Below are 18,559 nucleotides of genomic sequence, written 5' to 3'. Positions count from 1 at the left end.
CGGCGGTCGAGGGGGTCAGTCGCTCGCGTTCGGCTCCGACGGCGGCTGGTCGTCCTCCGGGCCGTCGCGCGTGACTCCGGGGTCGGACCGCGGTTCGACCAGCCGGTACGCGAGCGCCACCGAGCCGAACGCGAGCGCGAACCCGGCGACGACGTCGGTGAGCCAGTGGATGCCGAGGTACATCGTCGCGACGACGACCGACAGCGAGAGCGGGACCGCGACCGGCGTCCACCGGGGGTACTCCTCGTGGGTCAGCACCGCGAACGTCCCGACGGTGACCGACAGCGAGGTGTGAAGCGACGGGAAGACGTTCGAGTTCACGTTCACCTCGCTCGTCAGCGCCATCACGTCGGGCTGCGTGGTGAACAGCAGCGGCGTCACCATGTCGGGCATCACGTTCCGCGGGCCGTGGGCGAACACCGCCGTGTACAGCACCAGCCCGATCCCGTAGTTGAGCGCGTACGCGACGAGGACGCGGCTGAACGTCGTTGTCCGGGGGAGCGCGAGGTACGCGACCGGCGGGAACGCGAGCAGGAACGCGTAGCCGTACACGTACACCCACGAGAAGTAGGCGGTCAGCGCGGGGGTCGCGAACGTCGCCTGAACCCACGCGACGAACCCGCCCTCCAGCCCGTAAATGAACGCCGTCGCCTGAAGGCCGAACAGCCTGGAGACGTCCAGTAGCGGGGGGCGCCCGACGGCGCTGGCGATCAGCACCGCGCAGACGACAGCGACGGCCCGACGCGCGTCCCAGAGCCGGTCGCGGAGCCCGCTCCACGTCTCGCGGAGCCGGGCGGGACCGATCACCGCGACGCTCGCGACGACCAGCATCGCCACGGCCCACGCCACGACCGACGTGAGGACCGAGAGGAACGGCGTCATCGCCCCCGCGAGAGCAGCCGCCCCTCGCCGTCGAACCGGTACCCGATTTCCCGGAGCGCCTCGCGGGCGGCCGCGACGTCCAGCGACCCACCGTCGTCGAAGAACGGGTGGACTGGGTCGCTCCCGTCGGCCCACGCCACCGACTCCGGAACATCAGCCGAGGACGCCGCGAGCGGGGAGGTCGCCGCCCGCGCGTAACCGTCGAAGGCGCCGTCGACGATCGCGGTCTTATCGATCAGCCGAGCGATCACCGCCCGGAACCGGGGGTTCGACAGCGGGCTCCGGCGCACGTTGTACCCGACGTGGTAGAACGCCGCCGACCGCCCGCTCACGAGCCGGGCGTCAGCCGAGCGACCGATCCGCGGGACCGACTCGGGCCCGAGGTTCGAGACGGTGGCGTCCGCGAGTCCCTCGGCGACCGACTCCACGGCCGAGATGTCCGACGGCAGGACCTCGATGCGGAGCCGGCCGAAGGCGGGCTTCCCGTGGTATCGGGACGGGACCCCCGCTCGCGGGTCAGCGGTCTCCCCGGACGCGTCCGCGTCGTCCTCGGGCGTCGGCCGGACGAGGAAGTGGTCGGGGTTCCGCTCGAAGGCGACCGACTCCCCGGCGGTCGCCTCGACGAACCGGAGCGGCCCGCTCCCGACGGGGTCGGGGTTGTTCGAGACGATCGCCTCCGTGGTCTCGAAGTCGAACTCGAAGCCGGCGATCGTCGCCGCGCCGGTCCGCTCCGACCAGACGTGTTCCGGGAGGATCGGCACCCGGAGCGCCCTGGCGGCGACCGTCTCGTTCACGTCGGCCACGGTGAGTCGGACCGTCGACTCGTCGCGGGCGCGCGCCCCCTCGACGACGGAACTCCGGCCGCGGAACCGGGGGGTCGGAACCGGGGTCTCGACGTTCCCGAGGGAGGTGTCGCGGAGGAACGCGTAGGTGAACGCCACGTCGCTCGCCGTCACGGGCTCGCCGTCGTGCCACCGGGCCTCTCGGAGCGTGACGTCGAGCGTGGTCTCGTCGACCCGTTCCCAGCCGGTCGCCAGCCACGGGAAGAACTCGTCGCCGTCCGCGCGGACGAGGGGGTCGTACAACAGACCCGTGAACGTGCCGTGGTTCCGGTATTCGGCGGCGATCGGGTTCCAGTTCTCCGTGATCCGGTCGTCGGTCGTCACGAGCCGGAGGGCGTCCCCCGTCGCGTCGGCGGCGGCCGCGTCGGTCGTCGTCTCGACGCCGCCCGCCGACGCGTTCGTCGCGGAACCGCCGCCTCCCGAGCCGTCGGCGGCGACGTCGTCGAGTTCGAGGAGCCCGGTGACGGAGAGCGGCTGTCGGTCCTCCGTCCAGCCGTCGAACCGGCTCTCTTGGACGGCGGTGAGCGCGTCGGGGAACGCGACGACGGAGAAGGGCCGAAGCTCACACACCGTCTCTTGGAGGGCGTCGACGGCGTCGTCGCGGTCGCGACCGGCCGCCCGGCGCTGCCGTTCGAGCAGGTCGTCGACGGCCATCTCCGTGAGGCCGAAGGGGTTCTGCCACCCCGACTCCGCGACGAACCGCGAGTGGGTCAGCCCGTACAGCGCGTCGGGGTCGAACGGCTCCGTCTCCACGAACTGCCCGACGTAGAGGTCGAAGTTCTGGTTGATGAGCACCTTCCGCCAGAGGTCGGTCTGTCCGACGGTGTTGAGCCGGACATCGATGCCGACGGCGGTCAGGTGCTCTTCGAGCTGTCTGGCGATGCGGATCCCGTTGGGGTCGGCGTCCGCCGGCGTGGCATTGATCTCGAGGGTCAGCTGCTCGGGGGGATCGCGGCCGGCGATGTTCTCCGTGCGACCGAGACAGCCGGCGCTGGCGGCCGCGAGGCCGAGCCCTGCGAGCGCCGCTCGTCGACTGATCGATCGCGTCATTCTGACGTTTCCACCTGTTTTCAGCCGCTCGGTATATCTCTTCTGTGCCGTCGTCGCGCCGAGAGCGGTCGCACCGACGCCGTCGGGCCGCCCGAGCGCCGAGGCGAGTCGCCTCAGATGGCGTTCGGCAGCGGGAGCGCCAGCTCGGCGAGGAGCCCCGCGCGTGGGGGATAAGGGCGGGCGGAACCGCAACCCGAGCGCCGTGAAGTCAACGAGGTATCCGGCACCAAGTCCGGCGACGGCGGCGAAGAGTCCGGCGACGGCGGCGGTCCGGTTCATGCGCCGCACCTGTACGTCTGAAAACAAACCGGGGCGTGTCGGACCGCGGCGCTATCGGTGGGAGCCTAGCGCCGGTCCCCCGTCACCACGTCTCGACGACGCCGTCGCGGACGTCCTCGGCGCACCCCTCGCAGTCGGGGTGACCCGACTCGAAGCAGGCCGGACGGCCCTCGGCGTCGACCGGGACGGTCCGGCGCTCCGCGTGGCGGCGGCAGACGATGCGCGCCGCGCCGGACTCGTCGGTCGGGAGGTCGAACCGCGCCGCGGCCGCCGCGTCGCCCTCGGGGTCGTCGCGCCCCTCGGCGTAGGCGCGTTTGGCCTCCTCGAACTGTTTGCCCGCCTTGCGGAGCTGCTGGCGGATCACGCGTTCGAGCCGGTCGTCCATACCCGCCGTTTCGGCGCGGCGGATATAGGTCCGTTGGCGGCGCGGGACGCAGGCGCCGCGACGGCGCAAATCTTGAGGGACAGCCGCCCCGGGAAACCTTGATGAGACGGCCGAGCGATCGCTCGGGTATGTCCGACGACTGTATCTTCTGTTCGATCGTCGCCGGCGACATCCCGGCGCGCACCGTCTACGAGACCGATTCCGTGCTGGCGTTCCTCGACGCGAACCCGCTCGCGCGCGGACATACGCTCGTGATCCCCAAGTCGCACGCGCACCACGTCGGCGACCTCGACGCCGACCTCGCGAGCGACCTGTTCGGCGCGGCCGCGTCGCTCACGCCGGAGATTCAAGCGGCCGTCGGCGCCGACGGGGCCAACGTCGGCGTCAACGACGGCGAGGCGGCCGGGCAGGAGGTCCCGCACGTCCACGTTCACGTCGTCCCGCGCTTCGAGGGCGACGGCGGCGCGGCGATCCACGCAGTCGCCGGCGGGCGGCCGGACCTCTCCGACGACGAACTCGACGCGGTCGCCGACGAGGTCGCGGCCGCGATAGACGGGTAACGACGGCGAGGGAAGTAGCGCCGGCGCGACCCGCCGCCCGAGTTCGCGATTCTTAAGAACACCCTCCGGCGAGGCCGGCGTATGAACGCAACGACGCTCGCGCTGGTCGGGGCGACCGGCGGCGCGGGGACGACGCGGACCGCTGTCGAGCTGGCGGCGATGGGTGCGCGCGACGGCGCCGACGTGGCCGTCGTCGACGCCGCGTTCACGACGCAGGGACTCTCCGAGTACGTGAGCGGGCGCATCGACCCCGACCTCACGGCGCTCCTCACGGACGACTCGGACGCGGCGCTGTCGGCGGCGGCGTATCCGGTCATCGGGACCGGCGGGGACAGCGGGCGGACCGCGGACGGCGAGCGCGACGCGTCGGAGCTCCCGGGACGGGTCGACGCGATACCCGCGCGAGCGCCGTTCGAGCGCGTCGCGCGTGCGAAGACGGCGGAGGCCGCCCGGAAGTTGGAGCGGCGGATCGGCGAGGCGGCGACGACGTACGACGCGGTGGTCGTCGACGCCGCGCCGGTCGGGTCGAACGAGGCCGTCGCGGCCGCGACGGCGGTCGACCGCGCGGTCGCGGTCAGGCCGGCGACGGTCCACGGGCGCGACGCGGCCCAGCGGCTCCGCGGCCGGATCGCCGACGTCGGCGGGAGCCTCGACGCGACGCTCGCGATCGAGCGACCGGGGAGCGGTGACGGCGAGGAGGGCGACGGGGTCGTCCGCGTGCCGGCGACCGATCCCGAGGTGGCGGCCGCGCCGACCGCGGCTAGAGGGGATGACGCGTACGCGCGGGCGATCGCGACCGCGTACGAGGCGGCGTTCGACGCGACGCTCGACGTGGAGTTTCCGGAGCCGAGCCTCGTCGAGCGGTTCGCGCCCTGACGCGGAGCGGAAAGACGGGATCGGCGCTCAGCGGAGGCCGTCGGTGGAGCCGAGCGCGTCGCCGAGGGGGTCGTCGGCGCCGAGTCCGTCTCCCAGCGGCGCGGAGCCGGCGACCTGCGCGTCGACCGCCTCCGCGACGGGCTCGACCGGGTCGTGCGTCTCGACGTACGTCGCCAGTGCGAAGTCCGCCTCGTCGCCGCCGGTGAGCGCGACGGCCTCGCTGCGGGGGGTCCGGCCGGCGAGCCAGTCGCGGACGATGTCACGTGCGGTGGGTGAGAGCGGACAGACGCCCGCGACGCCGCAGCGGTGGAGCGCCTTCGCGGCCGTCATCGGGCTGACGCCCGCCTCACGCGCCGCGTCGCCGACGCTCCAGCCGGCGGTGTAGGCGTCGACGAGCGTGGCGGTCGCCTCTGACGTACACGGGAGCGACTCGGCGTGGTCCGACAGGCGGTCGATGAGCGGCGTCTCCGTGTCGTCGGCGAGGGCGACTCCGCGATCGCGCTGGCGCGAGGTCACCTCGACCCCCGCCGCGATCTCCGACAGCGTCATGCGGATTCGTGTCTCACACGAAATCTTAAAACCACCGTACCGCGGCGCGGTCGCCGCCGCGATCACCGACCGATAACCGGTCGGTTCGGCGGCGCCGATCCGGCCGATCGACCGCCGATTCGCCCGGGTTTAAGTAAGGCTTCGGGCCGGAGTTCGACGTGTGATGAGTGACGCACGCTCGACCCGCGTTCGTTCGCCCCGTACAGAGACCGACGACGTCGCGACGACGGACCGCTCGGCGACCGCCGACGGTGCCGCGACCGCGGACCGCACAGCGGCCGCCGAGGGGTCCGAGACCGCGTCCGCCGCCGAGACCGGAAACCGCGAGACGTGTCCGGAGTGCGGCGGCCGCACGCGCGTCGACGGCGCGGAGCGCGTCTGCGCCGACTGCGGGCTGGTCGTCGACGCCAACCGGATCGACCACGGCCCCGAGTGGCGGTCGTTCGACGACGAGGACACGGATCCGAAACGCACCGGCGCGCCCCTGACGCGGTCCCGCCACGACCGCGGGCTCTCGACGGAGATCGGCCGGTCGACCAAGGTGAAGGGGCGCAAGCGCCGCCGGCTCGCCCGGATGCGGACCCAGCACAACCGCGCGCAGATCTCGACGAAGCGCGACCGCAACAAGGTGTACGCGTACACCGAGATCCGGCGGCTCACCGGCGTCATGGGCCTGCCCGATAGCGTCCGCGACACCGCCTGTGCGCTGTTCGACTCCGCGCAGGAGGAGAGCCTGCTCCGCGGGCGCTCGCTGGAGCGCTTCGCGGCCGCCTGCGTCTACGTCGCCTGCCGGACGGCCGACGTGTCCCGCACGGTCGGCGAGGTGTGCGCCGAGGCGAAGGCGACGGAGGACGAGCACCAGGCCGCCTTCGACGCGATGAACCGCGAACTCGGCCTGCCGATCGCGCCCAGCGGTCCCGCGGAGTACCTCCCGCGGTTCGCGAGCGACCTCGGCTGCGATCCCGCCGTCGAGCGTCGGGCGGGCGAGCTGGCCGAGCGCGCCGTCGAGGAAGGGATCGCCAACGGCCGAAACCCGGTCGGCGTCGCGGCCGCCTGTCTGTACACCGCGGCCCGGGAGCTCGACGCGGAGTGTACGCAGCAGGCGGCCGCGGACGTGGCCGGCGTGACGCCGGTGACCGTCCGGCGGACCTACGTCGACCTGACGGAGTCGTAACGTCGGGCGTGGACGCCGGACCGCGGGGAGAGATCGTCAGGTGATCAGGAGCCAGGCGAGGGCGACGGCGACGCCGCCGGTGACGGAGCTGATCGCCGCGTGGGTACGCAGTCGGTCGCGGGGCCGGTGACCGTCGCTCGCGGCGTCCGCGGGACAGGTCTCGCTCCCCGCCGTACACTCCGGCAGCAGGTCGACGGCGACGTGGAGGAACACGCCGGCCCCGACGCCGAACAGCACCCCACGGAGGACGCTGGACGGAGTGAGTCCGATCGCGGCCACCGGGAGGGCGACGAGGCCGACGGCCGCCGCCGGGAGCGCGAGAGTGACGATCGACCGGTCGCGGGCCGCAAGGCGGCGGGCCGCCGCGTAGCCGGCCGGCGCCTTGTGAGAGACGAGCGCGATCCCGAGCAGCGAGGTGAGCGACGGCATCGCGCCGTAGATGGCGCCGATTATCGCGCCGGCCGCGAGGGCGTGGACCGTCAGCTCCACCGCGGTGTGCTCGACGGGGAGGTCGAGGTGCGCGAACCGGTGTCCGAGCGAGTGGCCGGCGTACCCGGCCAAGAATCCGACCGCGATGCCGAGCCCGCCGAACCGCGTGTGCTGGGCGAGCGCCTGGGGAATCAGGAACAGCGCCGTGCTCGTCACCATCGCGCCGCTCGCCAGTCCGTACCCCCAGACCGGTTCGAGGGGGTGATCGGCCGCAACCGTCCGAGCCCCCAGCGGCGCGCCGACGGCCATGGCGCCGAAGGCGGTCCAAGAGATGGCGAGCAGCTTCCACGTGACGCCCGCGGCGAGCGCGAGCGCCGAGAGGCCGGCGAGCGCGACCACGCCGCCGACGCCGATCGCCCACTCCCGGGGCGCTATCGAGCCGCGACCGCTCGTCGCTCCGTCGGTGTCGCTCTCGAATGCCGTCATTGTACAGTAATAACTATACTGCCTGAGTTAATAATATTTCCGGCGAGCGTCCGGATTCCGGGGCGAGCGATGTGCGTCGTTCGGGAGCGCTCCCGAGGGCTCGGTACCGATCACGAGCCGTGGGGGCACGTACCACGAAAACCGTTAAGCCCGGCTGTCGCTTACGGACGAATATGAGCGCTGACCGGTCCGCCCTCCGGCGGGCCATCGAGCGCGGCGAGCGAGACGGCGGCGCGATCGAGTTCAAGGAGCGCCTGACGCGCGAGGTTCACCTCGCCGACGGGCGCATGGAGTCGCTCGTGGCTCAGCTCCGCCACCGTGTCCTCTCCGGCGACGGCGAGGCTACCTACGTCCTCGGCGTGACCGACGACGGCGGGTTGGCCGGCGTCTCCCCCGACGCCTTCTCCGAGACCATGGACGTGCTCTCGCTTTTGGCCGACGAGGCCGACGCCCACATCGCCGACGCCGAGACGTGGAGCGCCGGCTCCGGCGGCGACGGCGACGAGGCGGGCCTCGTGGGGCTCGCCACGCTCCGCGACGGCGGCGTGTTCGAGGCCGACGAGGACCACCTCGTCGTCGGCACGGCGGGCCACGTCGACCACGGCAAGTCGACGCTGGTCGGGACGCTGGTCACCGGGCGCGCCGACGACGGGCAGGGCGGCACGCGGGGCTTCCTCGACGTCCAGCCCCACGAGGTCGAGCGCGGCCTCTCGGCCGACCTCTCGTACGCGGTGTACGGCTTCGCCGACGGCGCCGACGAGCCGGTCAGGATGGACAACCCCCACCGCAAGTCCGACCGTGCGGGAGTCGTCGAGGCCGCCGACCGGCTCGTCTCCTTCGTCGACACCGTCGGCCACGAGCCGTGGTTGCGGACGACGATCCGCGGGATCGTCGGCCAGAAACTGGACTACGGGCTCCTCGTGGTCGCCGCCGACGACGGCCCGACGAAGACCACCCGCGAACACCTCGGCATCCTCCTAGCGACCGAGCTCCCGACGATCGTCGCGATCACGAAGGCGGACGCCGTGGGCGACGACCGGCTCGCCGCGGTCGAGCGCGAGGTCGAGTCGATGCTCCGGGACGCGGGCCAGACCCCGCTGCTGGTCGACCGGCACGGCGTCGACACCGCGGTCGCGGAGGTCGGCGACGGAGTCGTCCCCCTGCTGCGGACCAGCGCGGTGACGAAAGACGGGGTCGAGACGCTCGACCGGCTGTTCGAGCGCCTCCCGAAGCGCGCGACGCCGGACCGGGAGGCCTTCCGGATGTACGTCGACCGCAGCTACAAGGTGACGGGCGTGGGCGCCGTCGCGTCCGGCACGGTGAATTCGGGGACCGTCGAGACGGGCGACGAGCTCCTCCTCGGGCCCATGCTCGACGGCTCGTTCCGCGAGGTGGAGGTGCGGTCGATCGAGATGCACTACCACCGGGTCGACAAGGCGACGGCCGGGCGGATCGTCGGCATCGCGCTGAAGGGCGTCGACGAGGCGGAGATCGAACGCGGGATGGCGCTGGTCCCCCGAGACAGCGAGCCGGAACCGGTCCGCGAGTTCGACGCCGAGGTGATGGTGCTCAACCACCCGACGCGGATTCAGGAGGGGTACGAGCCGGTCGTCCACCTCGAAACCGTCTCCGAGGCGGCCGCGTTCTTCCCGGACGAGGGGCGACTGCTCCCGGGCGACACCGGCGAGGCGCGCGTCCGGTTCAAGTTCCGGCCGTACCTGATCGAGGAGGGACAGCGCTTCGTCTTCCGCGAGGGGTCGAGCAAAGGGGTCGGAACGGTGACTGGCACCGGAGACGCCGCGGAGGACGCGGCGCCGAGCGAGCGCTGACTCGCCGGTCGGGTGCCGCACTCAAACTGACTCGCCGGTCGCGTGCCGCACGCAAAATATCAGTATTTTGTCCGATTTTTATCCACTGATATATCAATAAATTTCGGATCATGGCAGCCGTTTCTCCCTGATTCGGACGGAGTTCGACGGAGTACGTATGGACAAAAGGACAACAAAGCGAACAGAGATGACCATACGACCACGCCAACCCAAAGTACTTATTAAATAGAAACAAGTGGACGACTGTATGCGTCGACAACACACACAACGCATTTCGCGACGGAAGGTCCTCGCCGGCGGAGCAGCCGGCACCTCCCTCCTGCTCGCCGGGTGTGCCGGTGGGGGGGACGGCGGCGACGGTTCGGACGGCTCAGACGGCGACGGCTCTGACGGCAGTGACGGTTCGGACGGCTCCGACGGCGGCAGCGCCCCGACCCTGTACTTCGCGCAGGCGAAGGGCCCGCTCGACATGGACCCCGTCGTCATGAACGACGTGCCGTCCGCGCAGATTGCCGGGCGGATTTTCGACGGGCTCTACGAGTACAGCGACGGCGTCAGTCTGGAGCCGAAGATCGCCGCGGACATGCCGACGGTCGAGCGCGACGGCACGCGCTTCATCGTCCCGATCCGCGAGGACGCCCAGTTCAAGAACGGCGATCCCGTCACCGCGGAAGATGTCGTTCACACGATGCTGGCGCCCGTCGAGGAACAGACCGAGAACGCATCAGAAGTCGACATGATCGATACCGGGGAGGTGATCGATGAGAAAACCGCACAGTTCGACCTCTCGTACCCGTACGGCGCGTTCACGATCGCCATGGCCCGGAACGTCGTCAACGCCTCCGTCCGACAGGAAGACACGGACGCGTACAACATGGGCCCGGTCACCTCCGGGCCGTTCCGGCTCGCCGAGTGGGGGCCGGAGAGCTACGCGACGCTGGAGCGGTGGGACGACTACTGGGACAGCGATAACCTCCCGGAGATCAGCACAGTCGAGTTCGAGCCGATAGTCGAACAGACGACGCGGGTCACCGAGCTGGAGACTGGGAACGTCGACATCGTCGAATCGATTCCGCCGCAGCTGTACGAGACGGTCGAAGGGAACCAGAACGCCACGCTGACAGAAGAGCCGGGGATTGGGTACTTCTATCTCGCGTTCAACTGCGGCGAGGGACCGACGAGCGACCCGCTCGTCCGCGAGGCGGTCGACTACTGCGTCTCGATGGACCAAGCAGTCGAGAACTTCGTCGAGCCGGCCGGCGTCCGCCAACATAGCCCCTACCCGGCCTCGATCTCTGAGGAGTGGGACTTCCCGACCGACGAGTGGTCGGACATTCAACACGATCAGGACCTGGAAGAGGCGCAGGCGCTGTTCGAGGAGGCCGGGGTCTCGATGGACTACAACTGGCGGATCATCGTGCCGCCGGACAACAAGCGCGAGCAGATCGGCATCTCCATCGGCGACGGGCTCCAGAATGCTGGCTTCCAGAATGTCGAAGTCCAGCGTCTCGACTGGGGGACGTTCCTCGACGCGTACGTCACTGGTAGCGAGGACGACTACAACATGTACACCCTTGGCTGGTCGGGCTCGCCGGACCCAGACACGTTCGCGTACAACCTGCTGAGCCAAGAAACGGAAGGCACGAACAACGGGACGTTCCACGACTACGACGAGGCCTCGCAGATGCTGACGCAGGCCCGCGAGTCGTCTGACCGCGAGGAGCGTCGCCAGCTCTACATCGACGCGACGACGACGCTGCTCGAAGGGCGCGTCCACATGCCGGCGTACAACCTGAACAACTCTTACGGCGTGCGCAACGTGGTGGAGGGCTTCAGCTCGCACCCGATCTCGTCGGAGGTCCAGCTGGACGGCGTCACTGTGAACCGATAACCGGCCCCGGAGGTTTGGGGATCGGACCCACGGAGCGGACCCGGGCGGTGCGCGCTCGGAGCGGGTTGGGCCGTAAGTGTGCCCTCTTGGGCGGTTGGCGGCGGGGTCGGCTGCCCGCTTGCGGCTCCAAATTGGCACGTCGGCGGGAGCGAAACAGATAAGCGACAGCAAAAACCGAGTCGAAGCAACAAGAGATCCACGACAGTGAGTTTACTTCGGTACACACTCCGGCGGTTCGCACAGGCGATACCCGTACTGATAGGTATCGTGACGATAACCTTCTTCCTAGCCAACCAGATTCCCGGCGATCCGGTCGAGATCATGTTGGGGCCAACGCCGGCACAGGAGCAGGTCGAGGCGATCCGGGCCCAGTACGGCCTCGACCGACCGATACACGTTCGGTACTTCACGTACCTCAGCGGCGTCGCAACGGGAGATCTAGGGCTTAGTATCTACTACGACCGCCCTGTCTTGGAGATGATCCTGCTCCGGCTCCCAGTGACGCTGCTGCTCATGCTGTCAGCGTTCGCGTTCGCGATCGTCACCGCGATCCCGCTCGGCGTGATCTCGGCGAAGCGGCGCAATGAGCCGGCGGACCACGTCTCGCGGATCGTCTCGCTCATCGGCGTCTCGACGCCGTCGTTCTGGATCGGGCTGGTGTTGATCATCGTCTTCGCGTTCTACCTCGGATGGTTCCCCGCGCGAGGGCTCGTCCTCCCGTGGGCCGACCCGGCGGACGTGCGGGGGGCAGCGACGCGGATTGGGGTGTTACGCCAGACGGCGCATCACCTCTTCTTACCCATGATCGGGCTCGGAACGCTCCAGATGGCGCAGATCACCCGGATCGAGCGCTCGTCGATGGTCGATTCGCTCCAGGGCGAGTACGTGAAGCTCGCTCGGGCGTACGGCGTGCCCGAGTCGACGATCGTGCGCAAGCACGCGTTCCAAGTCGCGCAGCTCCCGGTGATCACCATCATTGGCCTGGGGCTCTCAACCGCGCTCGGCGGCGCCGTCCTCACGGAGACCGTCTTCGAGATTCAGGGGATGGGCCGGTTGATCATTACTGCGATCAACAATCAGGACTACCAGCTGATCATGGGCACGACGCTCGTGTTTGGGTTCGTCTACGTGATCGGCGTGATCGTCACGGACATCACGTACAGCTACCTCGACCCGCGGGTCACATACGGTGACGAGTAATGTCTGTCAACAGCGCAACTTCGGACGACGACACGCCGGACAACAGCGACGAGAGCGGTGGGCCAGACGAGGTCGAGGCCCGCGTCGGGCTCCGGTACACGCTGAAGCAGGTCAGACAGGACACGACGGCGCGGATCGGGACCTACATCGTCGGGTTCATGACGTTCGTCGCGATCTTTGCCGCGTTCGACTACTACGTTCTCGATTACGCCATCGCTGAGGCGGTGCTGTATAATCCGGAGACCGACCCACAGAACGTGCGGCGGCTGCTCCCGCCGGTCGGCATGGAGAACCAGTTCGGACAGGGCGTACTCGAACACCCGCTCGGCACCGACCACCGGGGCCGCGACCTGCTCTCCCGGACAATCTACGGGACGCGGATCGCCATGACGGTCGGGTTCCTCGCGACCGCCATCGGCCTCGGCGGCGGTACCGTCATCGGCGCGGTCTCCGGCTACTACGGCGGCTGGATCGACGACGTGCTCCAGCGCGTCACCGAGACTATCTACGCCATCCCGTTCCTCGTCTTAGTCATCGCGTTCATGACCGCGTTCGGCCGGGACCTCACGTTCGCGATGGTGGGCGTCGGGATCACCGCGATCCCCGTTTTCAACCGTCTCATCCGGTCCCGCGTGGTGTCCATCCGTGAGGAGGACTACGTCGAGGCCGCGCGGGCGGCCGGGGTGAAAGACCGGAACATCATCTTCCGGCACATCATCCCCAACAGCTTCGCCCCGGTGCTCGTCCAGGCGACACTTCAGGTCGGGGTAAGCATCCTCATCGTGGCCGGACTCTCGTTCCTCGGCTTCGGCGCGCAGCCGCCGACGCCATCGTGGGGGCAGATGCTGTCCGCCTCGCGGGGGTACATGCTCCCCGCGCCGACGTTCAGCATCTTCCCCGGTATCGCGATTCTGATCACCGTCATCGGCTTCAACATTCTCGGCGACGGCCTCCAAGACGCCCTCGATCCGCGGATCAACAACTGATATGAGCGAACCACTACTCAGCGTACGCGATCTCAAGACGCAGTTCTTCACCGAGGACGGGACGGTCCGCGCCGTCGACGGCATCTCCTTCGACGTTCACGAGGGGGAGATCGTCGGGCTCGTCGGCGAGTCGGGCGCGGGGAAGTCCGTCGCGACCTCCAGTATCCTCCGGCTGGTCGACAGCCCCGGCGAGATCGTCGGCGGCGAGATCAAGTTCAAAGGCGAGACGATCTTCGGCCTCGAAGAGGACGGCGGCGGCGAGTTGCGCCCGCGCGACGAGATGCTCACCGAAGAGGAGATGCGGAAACGGATCCGCGGCCGCGAGATCGCGATCATCTTCCAGGACCCGATGGAGTCGTTGAACCCCGTCTTCACCGTCGGAGGGCAGCTCCGAGAGTTCATCGAAATTAACCGCGACCTCGGCACCGACGAGGCGAAAGGGGAGGCGATCGACATTCTCCGGGAGGTCGGAATTCCGGCGCCGGAGTCGCGGTACGACGAGTATCCGCACCAGTTCTCTGGCGGGATGCGACAGCGCGTGCTGATCGCGATGGCGCTCGCCTGTCAGCCCGACCTGATCATCGCCGACGAGCCGACGACCGCGCTCGACGTCACGGTCGAAGGCGAGATCCTGGAGATGGTGAAGGACCTCCAAGAGAAGTACGATACTTCGTTCATCTGGGTTACCCACGATATGAGCGTCGTCGCGGAGATCTGCGACCGGGTGAACGTGATGTACCTCGGCGAGATAATTGAGCAGGCGGAGGTGGACGATCTGTTCTACGACACGAAACACCCATACACGTCGGCGCTGCTCGACTCGATGCCGCGCCCCGACGAAACAGTCGACGAGCTCAGGCCGATCAAGGGAGTGATGCCAGAGGCGATCGACCCGCCCTCCGGCTGTCGGTTCCACTCGCGGTGTCCCGAGGCCCGAGAAGTGTGCCGTGAGGTCCACCCCGAGCCGCGGGAGATGAGCGGGGACACCGAGGGGACGCACACGGCCGCGTGCGTGAAACACGACGCGTTCGACATCGGGTACGACACGAGTCCCCCGATCGACACGGAGGCGACCGGAGGGTTCTCCGCCGGGTTCACCGAGACCGGGGGTGAGGCGGAATGACCAAAGTCGGCCCGCCAGAGTCGGACCCCGAGGCGCTCCTCCAGGTGCGGAACCTCAAGAAGCACTTCGACAACGAGAGTGGACTCCTCGCGGGCGTCCAGCTCGACGACGAGTTCCCGTACGTCTCCCGGTCGACCTCCGATGTCCGCGCCGTCGACGGCGTGGACTTCGACATCAAGGAAGGGGAGACGCTGGGGCTCGTCGGCGAGTCCGGCTGCGGGAAGTCAACGCTGGCCCGTACCGTCCTCAGGCTGCTTGAACCCACCGAGGGAAGCGTCTACTTCCAGGGCAAGGACCTCGCATCGCTGTCCGGCGAGCCGCTGCGACGGATGCGGAAGAACATGCAGATGATCTTCCAAGACCCGCAGTCCTCTCTCGACCCCCGGATGAAGGTCGGGCCGATCGTCGAGGAGCCGATGAAGGCCCACGGCATGCTCGACGAGGAGGGGCGCGAGGCGCGCGCCAAGGAGCTGTTAGAGAAGGTCGGGCTCGACCCGCAACACTACAATCGGTACCCGCACGCGTTCTCCGGCGGGCAGCGCCAGCGCGTGAACCTCGCGCGGGCGCTGTCGGTGAACCCCGACTTCATCGTCTGCGACGAGCCCGTGTCGGCGCTCGACGTCTCGATCCAGGCGCAGGTGCTCAACACGATGGAGGAGCTACAAGAAGAGTTCGACCTCACGTACCTGTTCATCGCGCACGACCTGAGCGTCATCCGCCACATCTCCGACCGCGTGGCGGTGATGTACCTCGGGAACATCGTCGAGCTCGCCGACAAGGAGGAGCTGTTCGAGAACCCGCAGCACCCGTACACGCAGGCGCTCCTCGACGCGATTCCGGTCCCGGATCCGCGGAGCGGGGGGCGGACCGCCCTCCTGTCCGGCGACGTGCCGTCGCCGATCGACCCGCCCTCGGGCTGCCGGTTCCGGACCCGCTGTCCGAAGGTGATCCAGCCGGAAGAGTACGACATGAGCGACGGCGCCTGGCGGAACCTTGTCGAGTTCCAGCGAGCGGTCGAGCGCCGGGCGTTCGAGGAGACCGATCCGGATGTCCTCCGGTCGCGGTACTTCCAGGACGCGGTCCCGAGCGGCGACGCGGGCACCCTGCTCGACGAGGCGCTGGGCCACATCGAGCGCGACAAGTTCGAGGACGCCGAGCGGATCCTCGTCGAGCGGTTCGCGGACCAGAGCGTCTGCGCGACGGCCCGGCCGGCCTACGAGATCGAGTCGGAGATCGGCGACGGCCGCCACTACTCGGCGTGTCACTTGCGCCGCGACGAGGCGGTCGCGACCGCGGTAGACGAGGCCACGGTAGGCGGCGCGGCGCGGCCCGGAACGGAAGCGCCCGAAGCGGACGACTGACCGCCGACCCTTTTTAAAAATCACCTCGCCGCGCGGCGCCTCGGCGGCCCGCTCGCTGACGTCACCGGCGGCGTCAGCGGATCCGTATCTGCGTGGCGTCCTCGTGGCGCTCGTCGGCGCCGGGGACCGGCACGAACACGGAGATCGTGTGGTCGCCGCGATCGGCCCGGACCGATCGGTCGAGCCCGCCGTCGTCGGCGGTGCGGCGGAAGCGACCGTTCCACGTGGCCGTCGCCCGCTTCGTCTCGCCGGCGCGGAACGACAGCGAAGACTCCTCACCGCGAATGTAGCGTCGCTTGTCGGTGGCTTCCAAGACGCCGTCGACCGCCCACCCCCACGAGCGACGCGTCGTCGTCGGGACCTCGATTGGGACCGGCAGGCGGTTGCGGATGATGACCGTGATCGAGATGGGCTCGTCGGGCGCGTACTCGGCGGCGTCCGTGCTGACGCTCACCTCGAGCGCGCGCCGCGCCACCGCCCGCGGCACGACGCGGCCGAGGGCGGTCGAGAGGTAGTTCTTCGTCTCGTCGAAGCCGGTGCGATCCGTCCGACCGTCGTGGCGTCTGTCGACCATGAGCGTCTCTGAAAGCGGGGAATCGGAAGCGTCGGCCGCGTTCGGATTGCGGTAGGCGGGTCGCGGTACTAAGCGTTCGGGTCGACGGCGATCGGGTCCGCGTCGGACAGAGTTGGCCCTGACTCTCCGGACCGCGACGGTCGGACCGGCCGAGTCGGCGCCCCCGGACCGTAACGACTCGCCGTCAGTCGTCGACCACGTCGACCAGTTCCATCAGCGGATACCCGTCTTCCATCGCCATCCGCGTGTGAACCGTGACGCCCTCGTACGCGATCCGCATCTCCACGTCCATCAGCGAGCCGGTGAGCTCCGTGTAGCCGTTCTCGTGGTCGATCGCGTCGGCGACGCGGTCGTCGTGGATGTCGACGGTCACCGCCTCGCAGTGCGGTTGGTTCTCGATCGCCTCCGCCATCGCGGTCTCCATGCTCCGCGTGCTCGACGGGCTGACCGGCGTGCCGGCGAACTGGTGGTACAGCGAGCCGAACTTGATCCCGGCCTCGAAACACGCCTGCTGGGCGTCGGTTGCCATGCCCGCACTGCGGCGGCGCCGGCCTAAGAGGCTTCGGAGGGGCCCGGCGGAACCGAAGCCGTTTGGTTCGGGGAGCGGGATCGGTCCGTATGAACGCGCTTCGCGTGACGGGCGGCCGCGTCCTCCGCCCTGACGGCTCCGTGACCGAGGCCGACGTGACGATCGACCGCGACGCCGGGCGGATCGTCGAGGTACGAGACGTGAGCGCAGACGGCGAGGCGCCGCCCGACGCCGACGAGACGCTCGACGCGTCGGGGTCGCTCGTGATCCCGGGGCTCGTCAACGCGCACACGCACGTCGCGATGACGCTGCTCCGCGGGTACGCAGACGACAAACCGCTCGACCCGTGGCTCCGCGAGGACATCTGGCCGGCGGAGGCCGAACTGACGCCGGACGACGTCGAGGCGGGCGCGGAGCTCGGCGCGCTGGAGATGATCCGGTCTGGGACGACCGCGTTCGCGGACATGTACTTCGCGATGGACCGGGTCGCGGACGTCGTCGATCGCGCGGGGCTGCGCGCGCGGCTCGGCCACGGGGTCGTGACGGTCGGCAAGGACGCGGCCGACGCCCGCGCGGATGTCGAGGAAAGCCTCGCGGTCGCCCGCGAACTTGACGGCGCGGCGGACAGCCGGATCCGCACGGCGTTCATGCCGCACTCGCTGACGACGGTCGGCGAGGAGTTCCTCCGCGAGGGGGTCGCGGAGGCGCGGGAGGCGGGCGTTCCGGTCCACCTCCACGCCAACGAGACGGCGGACGAGGTCGACCCGATCGTCGACGAGCGCGGGGAGCGACCGATCGCGTACGCCGAGGACCTCGGCGCGCTCGGCCCGGACGACTTCTTCGCGCACGGCGTTCACGTCGGCGGCGGCGAGATCGACCGGCTCGCCGAGTCGGGAACGGCGGTCGTCCACTGCCCGGCCTCGAATATGAAGCTCGCCAGCGGGATGGCCCCGGTTCAGCGGCTCCGCGAGGCCGGCGTGACCGTCGCGCTCGGCACCGACGGCGCGGCCTCGAACAACGACCTCGACGTGTTCGACGAGATGCGCGACGCCGCCATGCTCGGGAAGCTCGCCACGGACGACGCGAGCGCGGTCCCTGCGGGGGCGGTCGTTGAGATGGCGACGGCCGGCGGCGCGGACGCCCTCGGACTCCCGGGTGGTCGGATCGAGGCGGGTGCGGCCGCCGACCTCGCCGTCGTCGACCTTGACGCGCCGCACCTGACGCCGGTCCACGACCCCGTCTCGCACCTCGCGTACGCGGCCCGCGGGAGCGACGTGCGCCACACGGTCTGTGACGGCGACATTCTCATGCGCGACCGAGAGGTGCTGACGCTGGACGCCACGGCCGTACAGGAGCGCGCCGCGGCCGCCGCGAGCGACCTCGTCGACCGCGTGGATTCAGCGTAGCGGACGCACGGCTATTCATGTACTCAGCTTTGAACGTTGAAGTAGGAGCATGACGTAGGCGGTAGTGAAGACGGATGATGCCGATTACGGACTTCTTGTCGTGTACGCGTGTGTTTGACGAGTTCGAATCGCTGTCATCAGCTCAACG

The 18,559-nt window shown here is 69.5% G+C and carries 17 protein-coding genes; 10 read left to right on the top strand and 7 right to left on the bottom strand.

Going from position 1 to position 18,559, the window contains the following annotated elements:
• Window positions 1-15: 15 nt before the first annotated feature.
• From B9G38_RS02050 to B9G38_RS02040, 3 genes are all read right to left on the bottom strand, one after another.
• Window positions 16-882, bottom strand: coding sequence for a phosphatase PAP2 family protein (locus tag B9G38_RS02050; RefSeq protein WP_086219314.1), 867 nt, complete (start codon window positions 880-882; stop codon window positions 16-18).
• Complete coding sequence (locus B9G38_RS02045; RefSeq protein WP_086219313.1) at window positions 879-2,774, bottom strand: ABC transporter substrate-binding protein; 1,896 nt, start codon at window positions 2,772-2,774, stop codon at window positions 879-881. The genes B9G38_RS02050 and B9G38_RS02045 overlap by 4 nt, the downstream gene beginning before the upstream one ends.
• A gap of 361 nt (window positions 2,775-3,135) precedes the next feature.
• Window positions 3,136-3,438, bottom strand: coding sequence for a hypothetical protein (locus tag B9G38_RS02040; RefSeq protein WP_049932161.1), 303 nt, complete (start codon window positions 3,436-3,438; stop codon window positions 3,136-3,138).
• A 128-nt stretch (window positions 3,439-3,566) separates the two neighbouring features.
• On the opposite strand from B9G38_RS02040, the gene B9G38_RS02035 reads away from it, so the two are divergent.
• Both B9G38_RS02035 and B9G38_RS02030 read left to right on the top strand, forming a co-directional pair.
• Complete coding sequence (locus B9G38_RS02035; protein WP_049932159.1) at window positions 3,567-3,998, top strand: HIT domain-containing protein; 432 nt, start codon at window positions 3,567-3,569, stop codon at window positions 3,996-3,998.
• Between the two features lie 81 nt (window positions 3,999-4,079).
• A complete protein-coding gene (locus B9G38_RS02030; protein ID WP_086219312.1) occupies window positions 4,080-4,874 on the top strand; it encodes a cell division inhibitor in 795 nt (264 codons plus the stop codon).
• A gap of 27 nt (window positions 4,875-4,901) precedes the next feature.
• Here the strand turns inward: B9G38_RS02030 and B9G38_RS02025 are convergent, their stop codons facing one another.
• On the bottom strand, window positions 4,902-5,423 hold the full coding sequence (locus B9G38_RS02025; RefSeq protein WP_086219311.1) for a hypothetical protein: 522 nt from the start codon (window positions 5,421-5,423) through the stop codon (window positions 4,902-4,904).
• Between the two features lie 163 nt (window positions 5,424-5,586).
• On the opposite strand from B9G38_RS02025, the gene B9G38_RS02020 reads away from it, so the two are divergent.
• Window positions 5,587-6,597 carry a transcription initiation factor IIB family protein gene (locus B9G38_RS02020; protein WP_086219310.1) on the top strand — a complete coding sequence of 337 codons (1,011 nt, stop codon included), beginning with the start codon at window positions 5,587-5,589 and terminating at the stop codon, window positions 6,595-6,597.
• Window positions 6,598-6,633: 36 nt separating this feature from the next.
• Here the strand turns inward: B9G38_RS02020 and B9G38_RS02015 are convergent, their stop codons facing one another.
• On the bottom strand, window positions 6,634-7,512 hold the full coding sequence (locus B9G38_RS02015) for a ZIP family metal transporter (protein ID WP_233127145.1): 879 nt from the start codon (window positions 7,510-7,512) through the stop codon (window positions 6,634-6,636).
• A 173-nt stretch (window positions 7,513-7,685) separates the two neighbouring features.
• Here B9G38_RS02015 and B9G38_RS02010 point away from each other — a divergent pair, with 173 nt between their 5' ends.
• From B9G38_RS02010 to B9G38_RS01985, 6 genes are all read left to right on the top strand, one after another.
• The gene (locus tag B9G38_RS02010) at window positions 7,686-9,341 is read left to right on the top strand and encodes a GTPBP1 family GTP-binding protein (protein WP_086219309.1); all 1,656 of its coding nucleotides are present in this window, start codon (window positions 7,686-7,688) and stop codon (window positions 9,339-9,341) included.
• Between the two features lie 247 nt (window positions 9,342-9,588).
• Window positions 9,589-11,232 (top strand): ABC transporter substrate-binding protein, encoded by a 1,644-nt coding sequence (locus tag B9G38_RS02005; protein ID WP_086219308.1) that lies wholly within the window; start codon window positions 9,589-9,591, stop codon window positions 11,230-11,232.
• Between the two features lie 204 nt (window positions 11,233-11,436).
• Window positions 11,437-12,432: an ABC transporter permease gene (locus B9G38_RS02000; RefSeq protein WP_222104443.1), complete on the top strand. Its 996-nt coding sequence runs from the start codon at window positions 11,437-11,439 to the stop codon at window positions 12,430-12,432.
• On the top strand, window positions 12,432-13,418 hold the full coding sequence (locus tag B9G38_RS01995) for an ABC transporter permease (protein ID WP_049932845.1): 987 nt from the start codon (window positions 12,432-12,434) through the stop codon (window positions 13,416-13,418). The genes B9G38_RS02000 and B9G38_RS01995 overlap by 1 nt, the downstream gene beginning before the upstream one ends.
• Before the next feature lies 1 nt (window position 13,419).
• Complete coding sequence (locus B9G38_RS01990) at window positions 13,420-14,541, top strand: ABC transporter ATP-binding protein (RefSeq protein WP_086219307.1); 1,122 nt, start codon at window positions 13,420-13,422, stop codon at window positions 14,539-14,541.
• Window positions 14,538-15,902, top strand: coding sequence for an ABC transporter ATP-binding protein (locus tag B9G38_RS01985; protein ID WP_049932847.1), 1,365 nt, complete (start codon window positions 14,538-14,540; stop codon window positions 15,900-15,902). Before B9G38_RS01990 ends, B9G38_RS01985 begins: the two co-directional genes overlap by 4 nt.
• 73 nt (window positions 15,903-15,975) lie before the next feature.
• On the opposite strand, the gene B9G38_RS01980 is transcribed toward B9G38_RS01985, so the two are convergent.
• Complete coding sequence (locus B9G38_RS01980; RefSeq protein ID WP_049932848.1) at window positions 15,976-16,476, bottom strand: hypothetical protein; 501 nt, start codon at window positions 16,474-16,476, stop codon at window positions 15,976-15,978.
• Window positions 16,477-16,660: 184 nt separating this feature from the next.
• Window positions 16,661-17,005, bottom strand: a complete 345-nt coding sequence (locus B9G38_RS01975; protein WP_086219306.1) for a dihydroneopterin aldolase family protein — start codon at window positions 17,003-17,005, stop codon at window positions 16,661-16,663.
• A gap of 89 nt (window positions 17,006-17,094) precedes the next feature.
• Here B9G38_RS01975 and B9G38_RS01970 point away from each other — a divergent pair, with 89 nt between their 5' ends.
• Entirely contained in the window at window positions 17,095-18,411 is a 1,317-nt protein-coding gene (locus tag B9G38_RS01970; RefSeq protein WP_086219305.1) for an amidohydrolase, read from the top strand.
• Window positions 18,412-18,559: the final 148 nt, after the last annotated feature.

The organism is Halorubrum sp. SD612, assembly GCF_002135005.1.
Note: the sequence above shows the minus strand (reverse complement) of the source record. Positions and strands in the feature narration are given on the sequence as shown.

Excerpts from the sequence above, each read along its gene's own strand:
- B9G38_RS02050 (WP_086219314.1), bottom strand. The coding sequence starts at position 882 with ATGACGCCGTTCCTCTCGGTCCTCACGTCGGTCGTGGCGTGGGCCGTG.
- B9G38_RS02045 (WP_086219313.1), bottom strand. The coding sequence starts at position 2,774 with ATGACGCGATCGATCAGTCGACGAGCGGCGCTCGCAGGGCTCGGCCTC.
- B9G38_RS02040 (WP_049932161.1), bottom strand. The coding sequence starts at position 3,438 with ATGGACGACCGGCTCGAACGCGTGATCCGCCAGCAGCTCCGCAAGGCG.
- B9G38_RS02035 (WP_049932159.1), top strand. The coding sequence starts at position 3,567 with ATGTCCGACGACTGTATCTTCTGTTCGATCGTCGCCGGCGACATCCCG.
- B9G38_RS02030 (WP_086219312.1), top strand. The coding sequence starts at position 4,080 with ATGAACGCAACGACGCTCGCGCTGGTCGGGGCGACCGGCGGCGCGGGG.
- B9G38_RS02025 (WP_086219311.1), bottom strand. The coding sequence starts at position 5,423 with ATGACGCTGTCGGAGATCGCGGCGGGGGTCGAGGTGACCTCGCGCCAG.
- B9G38_RS02020 (WP_086219310.1), top strand. The coding sequence starts at position 5,587 with ATGAGTGACGCACGCTCGACCCGCGTTCGTTCGCCCCGTACAGAGACC.
- B9G38_RS02015 (WP_233127145.1), bottom strand. The coding sequence starts at position 7,512 with ATGACGGCATTCGAGAGCGACACCGACGGAGCGACGAGCGGTCGCGGC.
- B9G38_RS02010 (WP_086219309.1), top strand. The coding sequence starts at position 7,686 with ATGAGCGCTGACCGGTCCGCCCTCCGGCGGGCCATCGAGCGCGGCGAG.
- B9G38_RS02005 (WP_086219308.1), top strand. The coding sequence starts at position 9,589 with ATGCGTCGACAACACACACAACGCATTTCGCGACGGAAGGTCCTCGCC.
- B9G38_RS01995 (WP_049932845.1), top strand. The coding sequence starts at position 12,432 with ATGTCTGTCAACAGCGCAACTTCGGACGACGACACGCCGGACAACAGC.
- B9G38_RS01990 (WP_086219307.1), top strand. The coding sequence starts at position 13,420 with ATGAGCGAACCACTACTCAGCGTACGCGATCTCAAGACGCAGTTCTTC.
- B9G38_RS01985 (WP_049932847.1), top strand. The coding sequence starts at position 14,538 with ATGACCAAAGTCGGCCCGCCAGAGTCGGACCCCGAGGCGCTCCTCCAG.
- B9G38_RS01980 (WP_049932848.1), bottom strand. The coding sequence starts at position 16,476 with ATGGTCGACAGACGCCACGACGGTCGGACGGATCGCACCGGCTTCGAC.
- B9G38_RS01975 (WP_086219306.1), bottom strand. The coding sequence starts at position 17,005 with ATGGCAACCGACGCCCAGCAGGCGTGTTTCGAGGCCGGGATCAAGTTC.
- B9G38_RS01970 (WP_086219305.1), top strand. The coding sequence starts at position 17,095 with ATGAACGCGCTTCGCGTGACGGGCGGCCGCGTCCTCCGCCCTGACGGC.